This window comes from Thermicanus aegyptius DSM 12793 (genome assembly GCF_000510645.1).
In the GTDB taxonomy this organism is placed as follows: domain Bacteria; phylum Bacillota; class Bacilli; order Thermicanales; family Thermicanaceae; genus Thermicanus; species Thermicanus aegyptius.
In genome coordinates this window covers 2,712,373-2,734,066 of record NZ_KI783301.1, presented here as the reverse complement: position 1 = coordinate 2,734,066, position 21,694 = coordinate 2,712,373, and the positions used below count along the sequence as shown (strand labels likewise).

Annotated in this window: 12 protein-coding genes, 13 tRNA genes and 3 pseudogenes; 25 read left to right on the top strand and 3 right to left on the bottom strand. The window is 48.4% G+C overall.

Going from position 1 to position 21,694, the window contains the following annotated elements:
• Positions 1-11: 11 nt before the first annotated feature.
• Entirely contained in the window at positions 12-1,079 is a 1,068-nt protein-coding gene (mnmH, locus tag THEAE_RS0114495) for a tRNA 2-selenouridine(34) synthase MnmH (RefSeq protein WP_028987974.1), read from the bottom strand.
• Between the two features lie 88 nt (positions 1,080-1,167).
• Between mnmH and selA the strand changes: the two genes are divergently transcribed.
• From selA to THEAE_RS21160, 18 genes and pseudogenes are all read left to right on the top strand, one after another.
• On the top strand, positions 1,168-2,640 hold the full coding sequence (gene selA, locus THEAE_RS0114490) for an L-seryl-tRNA(Sec) selenium transferase (RefSeq protein ID WP_028987973.1): 1,473 nt from the start codon (positions 1,168-1,170) through the stop codon (positions 2,638-2,640).
• Positions 2,641-2,787: 147 nt separating this feature from the next.
• Positions 2,788-2,862: transfer RNA gene (locus THEAE_RS0114485), tRNA-Asn, on the top strand.
• Position 2,863: 1 nt separating this feature from the next.
• Positions 2,864-2,956 (top strand) — tRNA-Ser (locus THEAE_RS0114480).
• Positions 2,957-2,961: 5 nt separating this feature from the next.
• Positions 2,962-3,037, top strand: a tRNA-Thr gene (locus THEAE_RS0114475).
• A gap of 61 nt (positions 3,038-3,098) precedes the next feature.
• Positions 3,099-3,173: transfer RNA gene (locus THEAE_RS0114470), tRNA-Glu, on the top strand.
• 42 nt (positions 3,174-3,215) lie between these two features.
• Positions 3,216-3,291, top strand: a tRNA-Val gene (locus tag THEAE_RS0114465).
• Between the two features lie 30 nt (positions 3,292-3,321).
• Positions 3,322-3,398: transfer RNA gene (locus tag THEAE_RS0114460), tRNA-Met, on the top strand.
• 20 nt (positions 3,399-3,418) lie between these two features.
• Positions 3,419-3,494, top strand: a tRNA-Asp gene (locus tag THEAE_RS0114455).
• A 13-nt stretch (positions 3,495-3,507) separates the two neighbouring features.
• Positions 3,508-3,583, top strand: a tRNA-Phe gene (locus tag THEAE_RS0114450).
• Between the two features lie 127 nt (positions 3,584-3,710).
• Positions 3,711-3,785, top strand: a tRNA-Gln gene (locus THEAE_RS0114445).
• A gap of 24 nt (positions 3,786-3,809) precedes the next feature.
• Positions 3,810-3,885, top strand: a tRNA-Gly gene (locus THEAE_RS0114440).
• Between the two features lie 12 nt (positions 3,886-3,897).
• Positions 3,898-3,986, top strand: a tRNA-Leu gene (locus THEAE_RS0114435).
• A 39-nt stretch (positions 3,987-4,025) separates the two neighbouring features.
• Positions 4,026-4,102 (top strand) — tRNA-Arg (locus THEAE_RS0114430).
• Positions 4,103-4,516: 414 nt separating this feature from the next.
• A tRNA-Leu gene (locus tag THEAE_RS0114425) sits at positions 4,517-4,599 on the top strand.
• Positions 4,600-4,744: 145 nt separating this feature from the next.
• Positions 4,745-9,463: a DUF3320 domain-containing protein gene (locus tag THEAE_RS0114420; protein WP_039944485.1), complete on the top strand. Its 4,719-nt coding sequence runs from the start codon at positions 4,745-4,747 to the stop codon at positions 9,461-9,463.
• 432 nt (positions 9,464-9,895) lie between these two features.
• Positions 9,896-10,537 (top strand): hypothetical protein, encoded by a 642-nt coding sequence (locus THEAE_RS0114415; protein WP_028987971.1) that lies wholly within the window; start codon positions 9,896-9,898, stop codon positions 10,535-10,537.
• A 213-nt stretch (positions 10,538-10,750) separates the two neighbouring features.
• Positions 10,751-11,188: a MarR family winged helix-turn-helix transcriptional regulator gene (locus THEAE_RS0114410; protein ID WP_028987970.1), complete on the top strand. Its 438-nt coding sequence runs from the start codon at positions 10,751-10,753 to the stop codon at positions 11,186-11,188.
• A 99-nt stretch (positions 11,189-11,287) separates the two neighbouring features.
• A pseudogene (locus tag THEAE_RS21160) lies at positions 11,288-11,908 on the top strand (flavin-containing monooxygenase); the annotation flags it as partial.
• Between the two features lie 449 nt (positions 11,909-12,357).
• Here the strand turns inward: THEAE_RS21160 and THEAE_RS23590 are convergent.
• Positions 12,358-12,856: pseudogene (locus THEAE_RS23590) on the bottom strand (electron transport protein); the annotation flags it as partial.
• Between the two features lie 114 nt (positions 12,857-12,970).
• Here THEAE_RS23590 and istA point away from each other — a divergent pair.
• From istA to istB, 4 genes are all read left to right on the top strand, one after another.
• Positions 12,971-14,005 carry an IS21 family transposase gene (gene istA / locus THEAE_RS21155; RefSeq protein WP_245605569.1) on the top strand — a complete coding sequence of 345 codons (1,035 nt, stop codon included), beginning with the start codon at positions 12,971-12,973 and terminating at the stop codon, positions 14,003-14,005.
• 42 nt (positions 14,006-14,047) lie between these two features.
• Positions 14,048-15,325 carry an ISNCY family transposase gene (locus tag THEAE_RS0114385; RefSeq protein ID WP_028987906.1) on the top strand — a complete coding sequence of 426 codons (1,278 nt, stop codon included), beginning with the start codon at positions 14,048-14,050 and terminating at the stop codon, positions 15,323-15,325.
• A 164-nt stretch (positions 15,326-15,489) separates the two neighbouring features.
• Positions 15,490-16,002, top strand: coding sequence for a hypothetical protein (locus THEAE_RS0114380; RefSeq protein ID WP_028987968.1), 513 nt, complete (start codon positions 15,490-15,492; stop codon positions 16,000-16,002).
• 1 nt (position 16,003) lies between these two features.
• Positions 16,004-16,759 carry an IS21-like element helper ATPase IstB gene (istB, locus tag THEAE_RS0114375; RefSeq protein WP_028987967.1) on the top strand — a complete coding sequence of 252 codons (756 nt, stop codon included), beginning with the start codon at positions 16,004-16,006 and terminating at the stop codon, positions 16,757-16,759.
• Between the two features lie 50 nt (positions 16,760-16,809).
• Here the strand turns inward: istB and THEAE_RS21150 are convergent.
• Positions 16,810-18,270 (bottom strand): annotated as a pseudogene (locus THEAE_RS21150) (electron transport protein); the annotation flags it as partial.
• Positions 18,271-18,677: 407 nt separating this feature from the next.
• On the opposite strand from THEAE_RS21150, the gene THEAE_RS0114365 reads away from it, so the two are divergent.
• The 3 genes from THEAE_RS0114365 to lspA are packed head-to-tail and all read left to right on the top strand — an operon-like array spanning position 18,678 to position 21,647.
• Positions 18,678-19,049, top strand: coding sequence for an ArsR/SmtB family transcription factor (locus THEAE_RS0114365; protein ID WP_028987966.1), 372 nt, complete (start codon positions 18,678-18,680; stop codon positions 19,047-19,049).
• Positions 19,039-21,147, top strand: coding sequence for a heavy metal translocating P-type ATPase (locus THEAE_RS0114360; protein ID WP_028987965.1), 2,109 nt, complete (start codon positions 19,039-19,041; stop codon positions 21,145-21,147). The genes THEAE_RS0114365 and THEAE_RS0114360 overlap by 11 nt, the downstream gene beginning before the upstream one ends.
• A 32-nt stretch (positions 21,148-21,179) precedes the next feature.
• The gene (lspA, locus tag THEAE_RS0114355) at positions 21,180-21,647 is read left to right on the top strand and encodes a signal peptidase II (RefSeq protein WP_028987964.1); all 468 of its coding nucleotides are present in this window, start codon (positions 21,180-21,182) and stop codon (positions 21,645-21,647) included.
• The last annotated feature ends 47 nt before the right edge of the window (positions 21,648-21,694 follow it).

The window sequence follows — 21,694 nt, the reverse complement described above, 5'->3', positions numbered from 1 at the left end:
GATCTAATCGGTCACGGGTGGAGCAGCGGTTCAGGAATCTCGCTGTTTAAGTAGGATTCCAATTCCCCGACGCCTTTTTCCAGATCGGTCACATCAAATTCGCGATATAAGCTTTCATATTCCTGCTGTTTATGCCGATACATGGGATCATAGTAGTAGAGGAGAAGAAGGCGAATGAAGGAAGGATAATCCTCCCGATTGAGCGCATCCGCCATCTCTTTGGCAGCTGCCGGGGAGATTCGCTTCGCGATCAGCGTTAAGGCATGCTCCACCCGCGGTTTAAAATCACGGTGGGAGAGATATGGCTCTACATACTCTTCATAGAGTCGTGTGACCCTTGTTTCAAGATCGGCAGTGAGGAGGAGATGAACCCCTTTTTCCCGGGCCGCTAAGAGAAAATCAGGTTGGGTCGCTTTTCCAATGCGGCGACTTTCCGCTTCGAGAATCAGAAAGGGGCTTCCTTTTAAAGTGAAGAGCCTTTCGTAGAGAAGAGAATCGAACATCTTTTGGTTATAAGCCTCCCCATAGCCAAAATTCCCGAATACGGAGCCTCGATGATTGGCGAAGGCTTCCAGATCGACGGTTGGCCATCCCTTTTCCTGTAAGGCGAGGAGAACCTTCGTTTTTCCCACTCCGGTTAATCCATGAAGGTAAAAGAGATGGTCGGGGATGAGGCTTTCGTTTAAGTGCTCCAGAATATATTGACGATAGGCTCGGTAGCCGCCAATCAGGCGTACCCCTGAGAGGCCGACTAGGCCGGCAAAGGTAGCTACGGCTTTTGAACGCATTCCTCCCCGCCAACAGTACAAGGCAGGCTCTTTTCCCGACCGGATAATTTTCCTTAGCCCCTCCATCAAGTGGGGAATCTTCGGGGAGACCATCTCCATCGCCCTCCATTTGGCGGCTTCCGGTCCTTTATTCGTATATAAGATGCCGATTTCGGCTCTCTCCTCGTCTGAAAACAAAGGGAGGTTGACGGCTCCTGGGATACGGGCTTCATTAAATTCTTTAGGAGCCCTTACATCGACATATTGATACGCTTTATTCAGGAAAATTTCTTCGATGGGAAGATCACGCATAACCACACCGCCTTCAGGCTCTTATAGCATAAATTCTACTTTTTTTCGGGGAATTGTCAAAAACGGTTGGTTGGAAGGAGGCTGCAGAATGAAGGGGGAGTCTTTCCCCATACAGAGGGGAGATGAAAATAAAACGGAGGCTGATCTCCGCCGCCTCCCTGCGGTGTATCGGCTGCTGGATTATCCGCCGATCCGTCGTTGGGTGGAGGAAGGCATCTGCTCCCGGGAATATTTGGCCCAAGAAGTGGCAGGACTTCTACAAACCATTCGTGAGGAGATCTTGGCAGGGAGACGCAGAGTGGTAGACGAGGAGCAAGTAATGGGAGAGATCTCTTCCTCGATTCAGGCGAGGTTTCAGCCGCAATTGAAACGGGTGATCAATGGGACGGGAATTCTCCTTCATACGAATCTGGGAAGAGCCCCTCTCTCCGATGAAGCGGTCAATGCGATGGTGGAAATCGCCCGGTCCTATTCCAATTTGGAATATAATTTGGAAAAGGGGGAGAGAGGGTCGCGTCATGACCATGTGGAGGAATTAATCTGTCGTCTCACCGGGGCGGAAGCCTCGATGGTGGTAAATAATAATGCGGCCGCCGTTTTTCTCGTTTTGAGGGAATTGGCGGCCGGGAGGGAAGTGATCGTTTCCCGGGGAGAACTGGTGGAGATCGGTGGATCTTTCCGGGTATCGGAGATCATGCGAGAGAGCGGCGCCATCCTGGTGGAAGTGGGAACCACGAATAAGACAAATAGAGGCGATTATGAGAAGGCCATTACCGAGAGGACCGCTCTTCTACTTAAAGTGCACCCCAGTAATTTCCGCATGGTCGGGTTCACCCAGGAAGTGGCGATTTCTGCCTTGGCGGAAATAGGGAAAAAATACGGTTTACCAGTTTACCAGGATTTAGGAAGTGGAATCTTGGATGAGTTTCCGGGGCATTCCTTTGGAAATGAACCGTCAGCACGAAAGACGCTTTCGTCCGGTGCGGATCTCATCAGTTTCAGTGGGGATAAATTGCTCGGCGGACCCCAGGCAGGCATTATCGCCGGAAAGCGGAAATGGATCGAGCGGTTGAAAAAGAACCAATTGGCCAGGGTTCTCCGGGTGGATAAATTTACATTGGCGGCCTTGGAAGCGACCCTTCGTCTCTACTTGAACTCGAAGCGGGCGATGGAGAAGATTCCGATCGTAAGGGATCTCTTCCTTCCCGCAGACCAGGTAAAGAAAAAGGCGGAAAGGTTTCTTGAAAGCATCCTAAACGAAATGGAGGAGAGGAAATGGCGGGTTGAATTAGGGGAAGTCTCATCCGAAGTGGGTGGAGGTACCCTGCCTACCCATGTGATTCCGAGCTGGGCGCTTCTTCTATCCCATGATCAAGTCCGTCCCGTCCAATTAGAAAGAGCCCTTCGCCAAACAAATCCTCCGGTCATCGGAAGGATTGTGCAAGACCGCTTCTGCCTCGATTTTCGCACCATTCGCGAGGAAGAATATCCCGCCCTTTTCCGCTCCTTATTGGATGGGTTGGCAAACGTTCAAAGAGAAGAGTATGGGGAAATGGAGTAAATTAGGGAGAAAAAACCTGTTGACTTCACCGGTGCATTGATGGTATATTTAAAAACGTCGCTGCCGTATCGATCGTGTTTCCCTTTTCGGAAAAAAGACTTGAAAACCCGATGGGTTTCATAGTATGATATGTCTTGCCCCTACTATTCCGCAGTAGCTCAATGGTGGAGCAACCGGCTGTTAACCGGTAGGCTACAGGTTCGAGTCCTGTCTGCGGAGCCATGGATAGGTGTCCGAGTGGCCGAAGGAGCACGATTGGAAATCGTGTGTGCGGTTATAAGCCGTACCGTGGGTTCAAATCCCACCCTATCCGCCATCTATGCTCCTGTAGCTCAGTAGGCAGAGCGCATCCATGGTAAGGATGAGGTCGCAGGTTCGATTCCTGTCGGGAGCACCAGTTAAGAAGTTGAAGACGGTAAACGAAATTCGTGTAAGGAACTTTGGCGCGGTTCGGAGACGGCCCGTTGGTCAAGTGGTTAAGACACCGCCCTTTCACGGCGGTAACAGGGGTTCGAATCCCCTACGGGTCACCAATCTTCCCTTACACCTCACCGCTTTTACATTTACATTGAAAAGGACGGTTAGCTCAGCCGGGAGAGCACCTGCCTTACAAGCAGGGGGTCGGCGGTTCGATCCCGTCACCGTCCACCATCCGCATGAATCTTCTGTGATCCTTCAGATCGCGGGGTGGAGCAGTTCGGTAGCTCGTCGGGCTCATAACCCGAAGGTCGCAGGTTCAAATCCTGCCCCCGCAACCAATATTTATTGTCGCACTCGTGGTGCTGTGGTGTAGGGGTCAACATGCCGGTCTGTCACACCGGAGATCGCGGGTTCAAATCCCGTCAGCACCGCCATGTATGAACAGATGGCTCGATAGCTCAGTCGGTAGAGCAGAGGACTGAAAATCCTCGTGTCGGCGGTTCGATTCCGTCTCGAGCCACCACCATAGGTCGTATAGCGATCCCCGCTCGGGGGCATCGTTTTAAGGGGAAGGAATGAACTCCCCTTGATAAAAGAAATAAAAAATAATAAAATAACTTTTGTACGGGTTCTTTGGTTGATCGTCAAATTGGGGTGTAGCCAAGCGGTAAGGCAACGGACTTTGACTCCGTCATGCGTTGGTTCGAATCCAGCCACCCCAGCCATTTTATTTCAATAGCCATAAACTTGCGGATGTAGCTCAGCTGGTAGAGCACAACCTTGCCAAGGTTGGGGTCGCGAGTTCGAGCCTCGTCATCCGCTCCATTTTCTTCATGTGCCGGGGTGGCGGAATTGGCAGACGCACAGGACTTAAAATCCTGCGGTAGGTGACTACCGTACCGGTTCAAGTCCGGTCCTCGGCACCATTTCATCGATGCGGGATTTCCCCAATTCGAATACTTCATGTGCCCGTAGCTCAGCTGGATAGAGTGTCTGACTACGAATCAGAAGGTCGGGGGTTCGAATCCCTCCGGGCACGCCATATTACGGAAATCAGAAGTCGGATGCCGGAGAACGGGAATCAGAAATAGAATGGATTTGCGAAAGTAATTGAAATCGATAGATTATGCCGGTGTGGCGGAATTGGCAGACGCGCACGACTCAAAATTGTACGAGGCGGTTTTGGTTCGCGCGAAATGCCGGGACGCCTTGATAGATAAGGGGTTTGCGAAATGTCGACCTCGCTTTTTCCGGTTAGGCATCGCCAAACTCCGTAAATTTCAACCGCTTTTGACCCGCCTCGCTTTTGTAGCGACGTTGAGAGGTGGAGTTGTGTGCGGTTGGTGTGTCGACATTACCTCGAAATGATAAATGAGTCAAGTTGTTCGAATGTAAAAATCTGTAAAAATTTTATTGTGGACAATATGATTCAACTTGTGTTATAATATAATAATATGCCGGTGTGGCGGAATTGGCAGACGCGCGCGACTCAAAATCGCGTCCGAAAGGGTGTGGGTTCGAGTCCCTCCACCGGCACCATTACGTATATTGGATAACCCAGCCCGATGGGCTTTTTTTATTTTTACCTTGTTTTCTTTAGAATTGTTTGACACTGCAAACAGGGAAATGCTAACATTTGTCGAAATATACCCATGATTGACGTAGAGGTTCGGGGGTTTGGGAAGTGAACGGCAATCCGTCCGTGCATCATAAATTGGAGATGGCTCGACAAGAATTATTGGACCTCGGATTACGGAATTCTCTACTGAATTACCGTCTTTTGAAATCCCGTGGTTTGGAAGTGGTAGGCGGGTCACCGCTGGACGTTTTTGAAATTCTGGTTTGCAATCAAAAATCGGTCACCTTCATGCCCGTGGAGAAAGGAAAAAACGAATTGCTTCCATCTGAAGCGGAAGCTGAAGAAACTGAAAACGAAATTCCGTCTTCGGAAGAGGATTTTTCGCTATCCCAACAGCGCGTTCCTGAATCCAAGTTGAAAACGAATTTGACCGAAAAACAATTGCAGGCAAGGTTGTTAAATACATATTACACAGCCCGGACTTTTATCGAAGAACAGGGCGTTAACATTTTGTATATGGCTCTTGGAATGCTGCACTGGCATGAATCCGAAAGCAGTCAAGAGGTTCGAAAGGCTCCCATTATCTTGATCCCGGTGAAACTGGAACGGACGAATGCGCGGGAACGGTTCAAAGTCTCTTATACCGAAGAAGACATCGGATCCAACTTATCCCTGATCGCGAAGGCGAAAGCGGAATTCGGGATTTCCATTCCGCCTCTTCCGGAAGAAGAGGAGATCGATGTCGTCCAGTATTTCCTTCAAGTGGAAGAAGCCATTCAAAGCGAGCCTCGGTGGACGGTGGACAAACAGGCCATCGTTTTGGGATTTTTTTCATTCGGCAAGTTTTTGATGTACCGGGATTTGGACGTAACGAACTGGCCGGAAGAAAGCAAACCTACCGATCATGCCATCCTGCTCAGTTTGTTAAATGAAGGATTTTCGGAACCGGCTTCCGTCATTCAAGATGACGATTTTATGGATCCGCATGTTTCATTTCATGATGTGCATCATGTGGTGGATGCGGACAGCTCGCAGTTGCAGGCCATTCTCGACGTCAACAGCGGCCGGAATCTGGTCATCCAGGGTCCGCCGGGAACGGGGAAATCGCAGACGATCACCAATATCATTGCCGAAGCTGTGGGACGCGGGAAAACGGTATTGTTCGTATCGGAGAAAATGGCTGCCCTGGAAGTGGTCAAACGGCGGCTGGATCACGTCGGATTGGGAGACGCTTGTCTTGAATTACACAGCCATAAGACCAACAAAAAAACGCTCCTCAGCGAATTGGCCAGAACGTTGGAGTTGGGCAAACCGAAAGTGAAAGAGTTTGAAGACAAAGTTAATGTGCTAGAAGACTTTCGTCGACGGCTCAATGATTATTGCGCGGCGAATCATACACCGGTGGGGGAAAGCGGGCTCACCCCTTATCAACTATTAGGCGAACTGGTGCGGTTCGGGCACAAGATTGGTGACGACTTTATTTTCCCCAGCCTGGAAATCAACGGGATGGAGAAATGGGATCGCTCCACGTTCCAGCGCCGTCTTCTGCTCGTGGAGGAGCTCCAGAAACTGCTGGGCACGATGGGAATTCCGAAGGAGCATCCGTTTTGGGGAAGCGGGCGAACCGTTTTCTTGCCAACGGAAGTGGGCAAATTAAGGGAGATGGTGAACAAAGCGAAACGGGCGCTCGAAACCTTAAAGGAATCTTCCCAAGCGTTGGCGCAAATGCTGCATGTGGAAACTCCTCAGGACGTAAAAGAAGTCCAAATGGTCGGTGTTGTCGCAAGCAAAATACTGGAAGCGCCGGAATTGCAAGGGGTCAAGATAAGTGCGGACGAATGGACTCAACAAGCTGAAGAAATTCAACGTCTCGTTTCGTCAGGTCTGAAATTTTCGGAATTACGGCACCGATATCGGGACATTCTGATTCCCGAAGCGTGGGATCAGGATCTGCTCGATGTTCGACAAACGCTCATGATGTACCAGAAAAAATGGTGGCGATGGTTATCGGGATCTTATCGGAAAGCAAGGAATAAGCTTTTTCGTTTATATAAGGACGTCTCTTATCAAAAACTGGATGTCCTCCAAGTTGTGGAGGACATCATCGAAGCAAGGCGTCAGCAACAATTCATTCAAAGCATGGATGCCTTGGGGGGATCTTGTTTTGGCGTGCACTGGAAGAAAGAACAATCGGATTGGACTCGCATCAACGAGTGGGTTCAATGGTTGTGTCCATTGCACAAAGAAATCCAAACCGGCCGTTTACCGGGCTGGATCATTCCTTTGTTAACTACACCCGTGAATCGTACGGAATTAGAAAACAGTATGGCAACAGTCGGACAACGTTTGGAGCAGTTCCGGGAATGGGTTGCAGAACTGGCCAACCTTCTGGAGCTCGACACTTCCACTGTATTCGGGAATTCTCAGTCGCTCTCGGATCAACCGTTTCAAGAGTTGGATGAACGGTTTCAGCGTTGGGCGGATCATGCTGATTCGATACAAACGCTGGCTTCCTACAACTTGCTGTGCGACGCATGCAACAAGGAAGAGATGGGGGCCGTTGTGTCGCTCAGCCGCACTTGGGAACACGCCTCGCGACAGTTAACCGATCTTTTTCGCTTTACATGGTATGATGCGCTGACTAAACAAGCTTTTCAGGAACGATCCGTATTGGTGCAGTTTGACGGGGATCGGCATCGCCATGTCGTGGAAACGTTTCAGGAATTGGATCGCGCTCTTTTGGAACATAACAAAATGAAACTGGCCGAAATTCATTGGAAAAGGATTCCCCAGTACGAAGCAGGAGGACAGTTGGGGGTCCTGAAACGCGAATTTGAAAAGAAAAAGGGACATTTGCCCATCCGCCGGCTCATGGAAAATGCGGGCTATGCGATACAAGCCCTCAAGCCGGTGTTTATGATGGGGCCACTCTCGATCGCGACATATCTTCCGCCGGGAAGTTTGAAGTTTGACCTGGTTATATTTGATGAAGCGAGTCAGGTCAAGCCGGTGGATGCGTTCGGAGCCATTCTTCGCGGCAAACAGGTGGTGATCGTCGGAGACAGCAAACAAATGCCACCGACCCATTTTTTCGACTCTATCACCAAAGGGGAAGAAAGCGAAGAGGATGACACCGTTGGCGATCTGGAAAGTATCCTGGGGCTCTTTCTGGCTCAAAATGCGCCGCGGCGGATGCTCCGTTGGCATTATCGAAGCCGGCACGAATCGTTAATCGCGGTTTCCAACTTGGAGTTTTACGATAACCGGCTCGTCGTTTTTCCAAGCCCTGACTTGCAAAAAGACCGTTCGGGCCTTGTGTTTCAATACTTGCCACATACCCGGTATGACCGGGGACGCAGCCGAACCAATATGGAAGAAGCCAAAGCCGTCGCACAGGCGGTCATGGCGCATGCCAAGCGGGATCCCCATTTGACTTTGGGTGTCGTCGCATTTAGTGTAGCGCAAATGCAGGCGATTCAAGATCAGCTGGAACTTTTGCGCCGGGAAGACCCGTCGTGCGAATCGTTTTTCCAAGCGCATCCCCATGAACCGTTCTTTGTTAAAAATTTGGAAAATGTCCAGGGCGACGAACGCGACGTGATGTTCATCAGCATCGGTTACGGCAAAACGGAAGACGGGTACGTATCCATGGATTTCGGAGCGCTGAATCGCAATGGAGGAGAGCGGAGACTAAACGTGCTGATCACCCGTGCTCGTTTGCGTTGCGAAGTGTTTACCAACATCACGGACGATGATATCGATTTAAGCCGCACGCAAGCCCAAGGAATGAAAGCCTTGAAAACATTCCTCAAATACGCTAGGACCGGAATCCTGGATATTCCCAAGGCCACGGACAGGGCGGCGGATTCGCCATTTGAGGAAGCGGTGGCGGAAGCGATCCTTTCGATGGGATATGAAGTCAGAAAACAGGTAGGATCCGGAGGATTTTACATCGACTTGGCTGTGGTGGATCCGGAATCGCCTGGCCGATACCTTTTGGGTGTGGAATGCGATGGAGCCACCTATCACAGTGCCAGGTCGGCGCGGGATCGTGACCGGTTAAGGCAGCAAGTGCTGGAAGGACTGGGGTGGAACATTCACCGGATATGGAGTACCGACTGGTTTCGTCATCCGGATCGGGAACGAAAACGGCTGGCTGAAGCCATAGAGAAGGCGCGGCTTCATATAAAGTCTAGCTCGAAGGAAATTCGGAAGGAAGAAGCGAATGTTTTTTCTCTGGAACGGGACGAAAGCACGCGTGAAGAACAACATGCTGTAACTCCTTATCAATGTGCCACTTTTAGAATAGGTGCGCCCGGTTACGAGTTTCACGAGATTCCATTAGAACAAATTTCTTCCTGGGTCTTGGAAGTGGTGAAAGTCGAAAGTCCTGTGCATATTCATGAAGTCCTAAAAAGAATTTGTGAGGCGGCGGGTATTAAACGGGCAGGCAATCGCATTAAGGAAGCTATCGAAAAGGCATGCAGATTACTTGTCCGAACGGGAAAAGTTGTAATTAAAGATGATTTTCTGTGGTTAAAAGGAATGAATCGACCTACTATTCGAGACCGTAGCAACCTTCCCGCTTCATCCAAAAAACTGGAATGGGTTTCAACGGAGGAGATCCGGGTTGCCATCGAAAAGGTGATTTCCGATGCGTTTGGGATGAAAGAAGATGAAATCGCTCCTTCAGTCTGCAGATTATTCGGTTTTATGCGAGTAACGGAGGAGATGAGGACTCGAATCGAAAAAAATCTAGCCAAGATGATAGAAGAGAAAGTAGTTGATAAACAAGGTAATTATTGCATGTTGAAAGAAGCCTAGCTTGGAAGACTGGGTTTCATCAATTTTAGCACATCAAAATGGGCTGCGATTGTATTCCAAAAGACCAGATCGGTTGATGGGCGAAACTGGCCGTGCTGCCGGATATCGTGACGGGAAAGAGAATGACAATATTCGCCCGAATACACCTATTATTTGCGCCTGTAATAATTACCGTAGTGTTTACACTTACGCCCGGTAATATGCCGGTGTGGCGGAATTGGCAGACGCGCTGGATTCAGGTCCGTGCGGGCTAACACCCCGTGGAGGTTCGAGTCCTCTCAACCGCACCATACATATTATTACGCCCTTCAGAGTCTGGAGGGTTTTATTATTGTTTTTGAACAATAACATGGCATTGGTGTCGCGTCTACAAACGTAGAAAATATAACGCATAGAAAACGACGGCTGCGCTAGACCCCGGAAGGGGTAAATATGATATTTATTAAGGATAAGCTTACGTATGAAGAAGTACGGAGTAGATTTGAAAAGGAAGGCTACAAGCTACTTTCCACAGAATATAAAAATGCAAAAAGTAATTTGAACGTGATGTGTCCCAAAGGTCATGAATGGACGACCAATATGAGTAATTTTGGTTCTGGACGTAGATGTAGCGTATGTGGACGAAAAAAGAAATATTCTCTGTATCAAGTGATAAATATTTTCGCGGTGGAAGGATATAAAGTTTTGGATTCAATTTACATTAATGGGAAAGCGCCGATTAAAGTCATTTGCCCCTATGGACATGAGACGGAGATTTGTTTGAATAACTTCTTGAGCGGGAAACGATGTGGAAGGTGCCGGAGATGGAATGATTCTCAAGACAGAATGAAAAAGCTTGAATTGAGAGCGAAGATCAATTTAATTCCCCTTTGGGAAACCTCGGGTCGTTTTTTTGAAACAAATGATTGCAGAAACAAGGATATGTTGGATAAGTGGACGGAAGAAGAATGGCTAATAAAGCTCGAAAGTATGAAGAGGAACTTGAAATTAGCAAAGAGACGAACTTATAGAGATAATATACGGAATTCATATCACGGAATTCAGCAATTTAATATTCATCCCGACCAAGTATGAACTATTTTGCAAACCGGTAACGAAACCGGTCTTTTGTTTGGCTGATACATTTTTCAGTGGTTTGGTGTTGATCTGCACCGCACAAAATTCAGGTTCCAGAAACTGTTTCTGAGTCTGACCCTGTTTTCGCTTTGGAAAAAGGGTCGAAATTCTTCTTCATTATAGTTGCAAATTGCAAATAAAAATGTATAATGATCATTGGAGGTGAACTCGATGGAAGATGTTCGCCATGTTCTCCAATTGATTACCCGGCGTTTTGGTTTCCTGAACAAAAATTGTTGTTCGGTTGGCGGAATGAGTGTCTCCTTAACTCAGAGCCACATTCTTTATGAGATTGATCGCCAGCATCGTCCGTCCATGCAACAGATTGCGGATGCTTTGGGAATGGATATCACCACATTCAGCCGGCAAATTCAATCGTTGATTCGGAAAAAGCTCGTGAAAAAAACGCCTTTCGACCAAGATCGAAGGGTATATATATTAGAGTTGACGACAGAAGGGAAATTTGTCGCGGCAGCGATTGAGCAGCAGGTGCAAGAATATTTGAGTCAAATTTTCTCCCATATGAATGAGTTTGAAAAAGAAACCGTGATCCGCTCGCTGAAGCTGTTGAACGCATGCATGGAGAAAACGGGGTTTTGTTGCGGTTAACAACGGGAAAATCATGGCTTGTTTTGCCGCATACTTGCAGTTTGCAAATAAAATTTCTAATACTTGCAATTTGCAAGTAAAGTCTGGGGAGGAATCGGTATGAAAGAGCTATGGGATACCATCGTCATCGGAGGAGGTCAGGCTGGTCTGGCCTCAGGGTACCACTTGCAAAAGAATGGACTGCGGTTTCTCATTTTGGAGGCGAACGAGCGAGCAGTCGGATCGTGGCCGAATTACTATGACAGTCTTAAATTGTTTTCTCCCGCGCGGTTTTCATCGTTGCCCGGCATGAAGTTCCCAGGGGCAGGTGATCATTACCCGCTGCGGGATGAAGTCATTCGTTACTTGCAGAAGTATGCCAAACAATTTCGGCTGCCGATTCAAACCAATCAGCGGGTGAAGTCGGTGGAGAAAACCGGCGATACATTCACGATTCGAACGGTTTCCGGAAATACGTATCTGAGCAGAACCGTCATTAACGCAACTGGGGCTTTTCAACATCCATATATGCCCGTAATAAAAGGACGGGAAGAGTTTCGGGGAAATATCCTTCATTCTTCCGAGTACCGCAACCCGACTCCGTTTGTGAACCAAAGGGTGGTGGTTGTCGGGGCCGGAAATTCCGCCGTTCAGATCGCCGTCGAGTTGGCGGAGGTGAGCAAGACGTCTTTGGCGGTACTGCGGCCCGTGAAGTTTGTCAAACAAAGAATCCTGGGGCGAGTGTGAGTTAAAGCATATTTTTGCCGTTGTGGCAAGTATATGCTTTAAAAAACTCCCGGCAAACAAATGCTTTAATGGCAGACGAGACTACGCCACATACAAAGAAGTCCTCATTTTGAGGGCTTCTTTGTATATTCCAGCAAGCATTTTAAAGAGGGGACATGTAAATGGATGATATTGGGCAGAGAATCAAACATATCCGCAAAATCAATAACATGACGCAGATTGAATTTTCAAGTAAAAATCGCTTTCAAATTGACTACGCTGGTACTACTATCATCAGATTATCAGGCGGGTTAAAGTTCCGCTGTGACTCGGACTAGGGGGCTCATATCCAAACTTTGGGGTGATGCCACGTGGATCGGTCAAATCACCTACCCAAGAGGACGTGGATTTTAGACCTAAAACAAAAGAGAGCCCTTTGGCTCCCTCGTTTTGAAAAAAAACGGTTATTTTAACGACAGCAAATATTTGATTAAGGCTTCCTGTTCCTTCTCCGTAAATCCGGTGGAGGAATCCACCCAAAATTCATGCCCAATTCCTTGAACGTGAACGGATTGTAAATCTTTTGATGAGCGATTGGCGTTTACCACTTGTTCCCTCAGTTTTTTGTCCACGAGTGCCCGGATGCTGTTCGTTGGGTCCGGTTGAATGCCCTTCATTAGGGTTGCCGTTACTCCAAGTTGGGTTTTGGCGTCCTTACCAACGGCTACACCCCCATCATGCAGGTAAGGGGCAGTCCAATAAAGACCGATAAGGCTTGGCACCTTGTATCCTCCCTCGGAATCCCCGTGGGCAAAAGCAAGTTTGATTTGCTCTTTGTCGAATAGATCCGTAGGAACCTTCAGCGCACGTGCTCCATTAGGAAGGGGTACAGGAGTGTTTAGGCGAATACATGTAGGATTCTCCAAAAATTTTCTCCGTTTTCTTTAATGCTTTAGCCCTTGTGTAACCGCTAGAATAGAATCAACAGATTCCGCTAAATAAGAATGAGCAACATTTACCATACCCTTCCTATTAAGCTATCATAGAACTGGTAATTTAGCACCAGGAGGAAGAGGTATGAGGAAGAAGGAAAGGTGGCCTATGTACTTCGCCATTCAGGAGCAGAAAAAACTAGGGTTGAGAAAATCGCAGGTGGCCCGAAACTTAAATCTATCCCGGAATACGGTGATGAAATACTGGAACATGTCCGTCGATGAGTATAAGCAGTTCTTAGAGAGTCTCGAAACTCGATCCAAAAAGTTGGACTCATTCGAAACAGAGATCCTCAGTTGGTTGCGTAAATACCCAGACCTATCTGGTGCTCAGGTGATGGACTGGCTGCAGGAACGTTACAAGGATGTGAAGATCGCTGAAAGCACCGTCCGAAATTATGTGAGCGGTCTGCGAATGGAGTATGGAATACCGAAAGAAAAGCGCATGAGACAGTATGAAGCAGTTGAAGAGCTGCCAATGGGAAAGCAGATGCAGGTGGACTTCGGGGAAGCCAAGCTTCGGCACCCGGAAGGTTATCTGGTCAGGCTTTGGTTCATCACTTTTGTTCTATCCCGGTCTCGGTACAAATACGCGAAATGGCAAGACCGGCCGTTCACAACGGCGGATGTCGTGCATGCCCATGAAGAAGCCTTTGAGTTCTACGGCGGTTTGCCAGAGGAAATCGTCTACGATCAGGATCATTTGCTGCTAACCAGCGAAAACCACGGCGATCTCATTCTAACCCACGAATTTGCAAAGTATGTGGAAGAACGAAACTTCCGGATACACATGTGCCGCAAAGGCGATCCCGAGAGCAAAGGCAAAATTGAGAGCGTAGTGAAATACATCAAACGAAACTTCGCCCGGCACCGCCCTTTCACCAACGTGGACAAGTTGAATGAGCAATGCATCGCCTGGTTACACCGAACGGGAAATGCGAAAATGCACCAAACGACCAAAAAAATACCGGCCGAAGTATACGCCATAGAAAAAGTGTATCTTCGCCCGATCCACAAAAAGATAGAAATTAATGTTAACTCTAGTATAACGAGAACCGTGCGAAAGGACAATACCATCTGGTATCAATTGTTGTTGTTCTGTGATATTGTCAGGGTGTAACTGATCCGAGAAAATGTCAGTATGAGCAAGGAGCAGATCACCTTGACAAAGAACGAACTGAAACGCGTTATGGTCATTGAAAAATGGATCGACGGCCATCTCACGGAACAGGATGTTGCACGCAACCTGGGCATCAGTGTCCGTCAAGCGTATCGGCTCAAGGCCAAATATCGTCACGGAGGTGCACAAGCGATCGCACATGGGAATCGGGGCCGTAAGCCGGCTCACACCTTGACCGATTCGCTCAAACAACGCGTTATGCTCCTGTATCAGGAGCGCTACTTCGGAAGCAATGCCACCCACTTTGCCGAGCTGTTGGCCGAACACGAAAACATCCATTTAAGCGTCTCTTCGGTCCGCCGCATTCTGCTGGAAGGCGGGTTGCGTCCCGCGCGGCTGCGCCGTCGTCCGAAGGCTCACCGACCCCGGCCCCGCAAACCTCAGGCGGGCATGCTGTGGCAGATCGATGCTTCTCCCTATGCCTGGCTGGAGGATCGCGGTCCCATGCTCACCCTGCACGGCATCATCGATGACGCCACCGGGGAAGTGGTCGCGGCCACCTTCCGCCCGACCGAAACACTGGAGGGCTACGTGACCGTCATGATCGAGGGGCTTAGGCGCAAAGGCGTACCGCTTGCGCTCTACAGCGACCAACACTCCATTTTTCACCCGCCCAAGGGCAAGCCAACCCTCGAGCAGGAATTGGCCGGTGAGCCGCCGTCGCTTTCCACCTTCGGACAGGCCCTCGCCGATCTGGGCATTACCCATATCGAGGCGCTGTCACCCCAAGCCAAAGGACGGATCGAACGGCTCTGGCAAACCTTTCAGGATCGCCTGGTGATCGAACTTAGGCTGCGCAACGTGTGCACGATGGAGGAAGCCAATCGCGTGTTACCGGAACTTATCGCCAAGCACAATCGTCAGTTTGCCGTCGCGCCGCAAGAAGCTGAACCGGCCTACCGGCCGCTGCCCGAAACGCCTTTGGAGCATATCTTCACGCGTCGGGAATACCGGCGCATCAGCGGCGGGCAGACGTTCTTCTGGAAAGGGAAATGCTACATGCCAAAGCCCGTCCCCGGTGTTCCGCGCTGGGAAGCGAAGAGCGTCGTCGAAGTGCGTGTCGGCATGGATGGACAAGTGTGGCTGTGGGATCAAGGGCGGGCCTGGCCTTGTGTGGAGACACAGGCCACACAGACCCCGGCGCCAACAACGGCCAAAAAAGAAGCGGCGCCTGCGTCCCCGCGCAAGCCCGCTGCAAACCATCCCTGGAGAAAACCATTCTCCAGCAAGCAGTTACAGCGTAGCACAGCATCCGGCTAGTCTGCAAGAGGACGGCGGCTGTTTAATCAGCTATCATCTCCCTGACATTTTCATAGAACAGTTAACCTGACATATTCACAGACGCTTGACATACCATCTGGTATCAATCCAATCGATACACTGTTCCCCTCGGCACATACGATGGAACCGATAAAGAAGTGGCTGTGCAGGTAACAGAGGACAATCGCCTTCTCATCTATGATGGGGATACAGGAGAAATTTTGGCAGAGCATCCACTTAGCCTCCATCGAAAGGGAGAACTCATCCGTAATAATAACCATGGCCGGGATCGAACGAAGGGCATTCAAGCATACATGGATCATGTTGCGGAAAGATTCACGGATTCTCATGGAGCTAGGCGTTACCTAGAGGAGATTCGCCGACAGAAACCTAGATACATACGCGATCAACTGCAAGCGATAGAACGGAGCGTCTCGGAGGCGACCACCGAATCGGCCGATCAAGCTCTAGCTTATTGTCTAAAGCGCAGCCTGTACCGTGCTGCAGACTTTGCAGATGCCGTTAAATACTACATGGATACGGCGCAGAGGCAAATCGTTGAGAAGCCGAATGAAAGCAATATTCAATTGCTGGCTCAGGTGGATCCCGCAAAGCTAAAAATAAAGCCCCAAATACGGGGATACGAGACATATAAACGCATCTTGGGAGGTAGATAGGATGTCAGCATCTACGGGCGAATTGAAGCAATGGATGAGCGCACTCCACCTGACGGAGGCGGCACAGATCTTGGAGGAAAGTCTCATGGACGCTCAAACGAAGGATTGGAGCTGTGGTCAATTCCTGCATCATATCTTGAGGCATGAACTGCAGCGACGGGAAGAAAAGCAGCGATTGAAACGCCTGAAATGGGCGGCCTTCCCCTTCATTAAGTCCCTGGATGAATTTCGGCTGGAAGAACAGCAATCCCTTACTAAAAGACAGATGGAACAACTTCGGGAGATGTTGTGGCTGGAGCATACATATAACCTGATTCTGTTGGGCCCGCCCGGCGTTGGTAAGACGCATTTGTCAGTGGGACTGGGATTGGAAGCATTGGAACGAGGCTACCGGGTCAGCTTTGTTTCCATGGGTAACCTGGTCCATCTGATGAAGACTCAAGAGATTGCACGGACGTCACAGACTCGCATGAAACGGATCTTACGGTCAGATCTTGTGATCATCGATGATCTCATGTTTATGGCCATGGACAAAAGCGAATCGAATTTATTTTTTCAATTTGTGAATCAACTCTATGGCCAAGCCTCCATTATTCTAACCTCAAATAAAGGTCCGGAGGATTGGGGAGAGCTGCTAGGTGATCCAGCGATTACAACAGCGATTCTTGATCGGATTTTGCATAAGAGCGAGGTGATTAAATTGGATGGGGACAGTTTTCGCCTCAAACACAGAGAAACCATATTTGGAGATTTCTAGGTGTTGAAACTTATTTAGCGGAATTTGCTCAAAAGTACTTGACGGTTACACCTTGAAGGTTCGGTTCCGATGTCTTTTACTGATATGATGCGGTTATTGGTAAAAGCGTCCCCTGCATGACAACGAATACACCCTGCACGCTGAAATACGGTTTTGCCCAATGCAAGTGTCCGGGAATCGATTTGTTCTTCAGGCTTTGGTGGTACAATCGTATTTTGCCATGCCGATATTCCGTTGATCTGTTCCCATACCCTATACCCCGGAGAACTTGCCAATAAACCGTCGGGGGCAATCAACGATACTTTGGGGAATGTCGGAGACGGAATCAGTTCATTGACCCCGGGGGAACCGGGTGTCGGGTCAACGGTTGCGAAAAATTCCGAGGGTTTTTGCCCTTTTTTTGGGTCAAAACGGTATTTGGGATTTGCAGCATTTTGTAATATCGTCCCGAGATATACTTCTTTATCCATCCCAAAAAGCTCTTTGCTGACGTCTGCCTGGGATAGGGAATCCGAATTTTGGGCATGGACGTTTTGACTGAACGTACTTAATCCCTTGAACGGTCCAGCCATTGCAAAGCCACTCCAACCATACGGATGGTCGCCCAGCGTGAATGAATCGGGAATCTGTGAAGGATTGCTTTTCATATCGATGGTGGAATCAAAATTCCCCTGCGGCCATTTGACAAATGTTTCGTCAACGGCTTTTTCGATGGCTTCGGGATCGGGCAGCGGTTCCGTATTACCATCAGAGGTAACGACGGTTCTGTCCAAATTCTTGATGTATTGGGTTAACCCCTCAATTTGAGCATGAGTGAAGTATGCGGCCGAATTGGTTGCAAGAGCCATAATAAGCCCAACGTTAAGATCTGCGTTGGGAGCCCCCTCAATAACCCGTTTGGTTTCCCGGTCTACCGTGGCATGGCATGCGGCACAACTAATGCCTACTTTCATCCTTCCTTCAGAAAGTTTAACTGGCATTCCTAAAGGAGCATAGGCTCCCTTGGGCACATCAATGCCTGTATCAATTTTCATACCTTTTTTGAAAAATTTGTTGCCAATCGTTACATCCTTCGCCAATTCCACTTGCAAATTGGTGGTACCTTGCCCTTTGAGCTGAAGAATGGCTTTCATCATATTGGGAATGGTCAGTGCCCCGTCGACGATTCCCATAATGTCGGTCAAGAAAACTTCATTGCCGAAAGTTTCTTGGTAAAAGGCTTTACGACCTAATTGCAATAAGGATTGATTTACTTCTATTGCACCGTGATCGGGCGATAAGAGTTCACGCCCGTTTTGAGTTTGCCTCAGTTGATCCGCTTCTTGTTGTGTTATGGTTTTTCCCCAAACATCAAATCCGGAAGCGTTATTTTTTTGTGCTATGCTAATCGCTGAATCACTTTTTAACTTCTTTTCCGGAGGAACATAAGCGTATTCGGGTTCAATGACATAAACGGTTATCAAGATAATTACAGCCAAAGCAAAAATCGAAAAAAATAACCGTCTGGCCATTTTCATTAGATATACGGCTTTTTTCATTAGTATTTCCCTCTTTCATAACCAAAAGTATCAATCATGGGGTATTTTGATTACTACAGCGCTTCTTTATTCAAAGAGTTCAAGGAACCATAACGGACTAACTGATGTAACTCGGGCAATGTCTAGTCATGGAAGCTGTACTACGTCGCGATGGAGAGTACGGGCCATCTGGAAGCTCTGGAAGCTTCAACCTGGACTTTCTGCTGGCCAATAGACTCCATATTAAAAATCTTCCGTTTGGGCTGTTTGGGCTGAGCCATACCATGTCCATTTGTTAAATGTTAAAATAAATATTTGAACAATCTCTTGACAATTGCAATAAACCGGAATACACTAATATTCAAATAAATATAAGAATAACGTCGACTTGAGGTGAATCCATGAAACGAGAAGATGCATGCGAAATATTTTGCTTTGACGAGGATAAAGTCAACCGGGTCAAGGAAAAACTATGTAAAAATAACTTTCAAGACATGGCTAAAGTATTCAAATCGCTTGCTGACGAAACGCGGCTAAAAATTGCATTCGCCTTGAGTGGCGAGGACGAATTATGTGTATGTGATGTTGCCAACATTATCGGTTCTACCGTCGCTACTGCTTCACATCATTTGCGTCTGCTTGGCAATATGGGATTGGCTAAATATCGGAAAGAAGGAAAACTGGTTTTCTATTCACTGGAAGACGAGAACGTCAAACAGTTAATTTTATTGGCGGTAACCCATCAGAAAGAAGGTGTTTCACTTGGAAAATAGCGTGAATAAAAAAAGCGTCTATCGTGTTCAGGGCTTTACCTGTACGAACTGTGCGGCCAAGTTCGAACAAAACGTGAAGGCTTTGCCCAAAGTGGTTGATGCGAAAGTCAATTTTGGGGCTTCCAAAATTACGGTATATGGGGAAGTCAGCGTTCAGGAATTGGAGGAAGCCGGTTCTTTCGAAGGATTAAAAGTATATCCTGAAAGTGAAAAACGAGCGATCGAACGCGTACCTTTTTGGAAGCGGAAATCCACGATAACCGCCGCTGTTTCCGCCATTTTTCTGCTTGCAGGTTACCTTGCCGGTGAAGGACAAACCGTATCGACCTTGTTCTACGGTTTATCCATCCTTATTGGCGGTTATGAATTATTTATAAAGGGCATCAAAGGTCTCGTGCGCCTCAACTTTAACATGAACACATTGATGACCGTGGCTATTTTGGGAGCGGCAGCCATCGGGGAGTGGGGCGAAGGCGCAACGGTTGTATTGTTATTTGCCATCAGTGAAGCGTTGGAGTCATTTTCGATGGAGAAAGCCCGTCAATCCATTCGCTCGCTCATGGACGTGGCGCCGAAAGAAGCGACGATCCGCAGAGGAAATCAGGAGATGCAGATCCCTGTCGATGACATTCAGATTGGTGACATCATGATTGTAAAACCGGGTCAAAAGATCGCCATGGACGGCAAAGTCATCAAAGGGAATTCAGCGGTAAATCAGGCGGCCATTACGGGCGAATCCGTCCCGGTATCTAAAACGCCGGGCGATGAAGTGTTCGCAGGGACTTTAAACGAAGAGGGCTTGCTGGAAGTCGAAGTCACCAAGCGAGTGGAAGACACCACTATCGCCAAGATCATTCACCTTGTGGAAGAAGCGCAGGCGGAAAAAGCGCCTTCTCAAGCATTTGTAGATAAGTTCGCCAAGTATTACACTCCGGCCATTATGTTTACAGCACTTGTCATTGCGGTCGTTCCACCACTTTTATTCGATGGTGTTTGGAGCGATTGGATTTATAGGGGATTGGCTTTGCTTGTAGTAGGGTGTCCGTGCGCCTTGGTCATCTCGACCCCGGTTTCCATCGTTACAGCAATTGGGAATGCGGCTAAAAACGGTGTACTAATTAAAGGTGGTATCCACCTGGAAGAAACGGGTAAACTCTCCGTGATCGCATTTGATAAAACCGGCACATTGACCCGAGGAGTCCCTGTCGTAACCGATCTGATCCGTCTGAAAGGTCCTGAAGAGGGCGACCTGTTGGGAATCGCCGCGGCGATTGAAAAATGGTCCCAGCATCCGCTCGCTTCCGCGATTGTGCGTAAAGCGGATGAAGAGAACATTTCTTCGGAAAAATGGACCGCGGATGATTTTTCGTCCATTACCGGTAAAGGCGCGAAAGCCGTTGTCAACGGAACGTTATATTACATCGGAAGTCCGAAATTGTTTGAAGAAATGATGGGACTGAATAACGAAGTTAAGGAACAGATCCATCACCTGCAAGGGGAAGGCAAAACGGTGATGGTGCTTGGAACCGAAAGCGAGGCGCTTGCCCTCATTGCAGTCGCTGACGAAATTCGTGAAAGCAGCCGCGAAGTCGTACGGAAACTTCACGAACTGGGCGTGCAAAAAACGGTTATGCTAACCGGCGATAACCGAGCCACGGCGGAAGCAATCGGGAAGCAAGTTGGCATTCGCGAGGTTCAAGCGGAGCTTATGCCGCAGGATAAACTGGAGGCCATCAAGAAGTTAAAAACAACTGGACGCGTCGGGATGGTAGGTGACGGCGTCAATGATGCTCCCGCCTTGGCCAGCGCCAACGTAGGCATCGCGATGGGTGGGGCCGGTACGGATACAGCACTTGAAACAGCCGATATTGCCCTCATGGCGGATGACCTGACCAAACTTCCGTTTACGATTAAGCTTAGCCGTAAAGCGTTGCAAATCATTAAGCAAAATATTACATTCTCTTTGCTCATCAAGGCATTGGCGCTGCTTCTCATAATCCCCGGCATGCTTACGTTATGGATGGCAATTTTCGCCGATATGGGGGCGACGCTGATTGTAACGTTGAACGGACTGCGTTTAATGCGAGTTAGGGGGTAATCCCCTAACTCCTTCTATATAGGGGTGATAAATTGCTTCGTTATTATATACTTGCCATCTTCGTTCTAACGGTCGATCAATTAACCAAGCGGGCTGTCGCTACGTACATGAACATGGGACAAACGATTCCTCTCATTCCAGGCGTTTTTCATCTGACCTCTCATCGAAACCGGGGAGCAGCTTTTGGGATTTTGCAAAACCAACGAGTGTTTTTGATCGTCATCACGATCATTGTCATCATCGGAATCATCGTTTATTTACGTAAAGTTTACCGCGAGAAAAAGTTCTTTTCTTACGGATTATCTTTTGTTTTAGGCGGAACCCTTGGAAATTTTGTTGACCGAGCCATCAAAGGGGAAGTCGTTGATATGCTTGATTTTCGCTTGATTGACTATCCCATTTTTAACATGGCGGATTGCTTTATCGTTATTGGTGTGGCCATCATTTTCCTCCATACATTCTTGGAGGCGAGAATGGAAAAAAAGCGCACCACAGAATGATAGCGTACAAAGCTCAAGCCATGAATTGAAGAGATTATCACGGCACT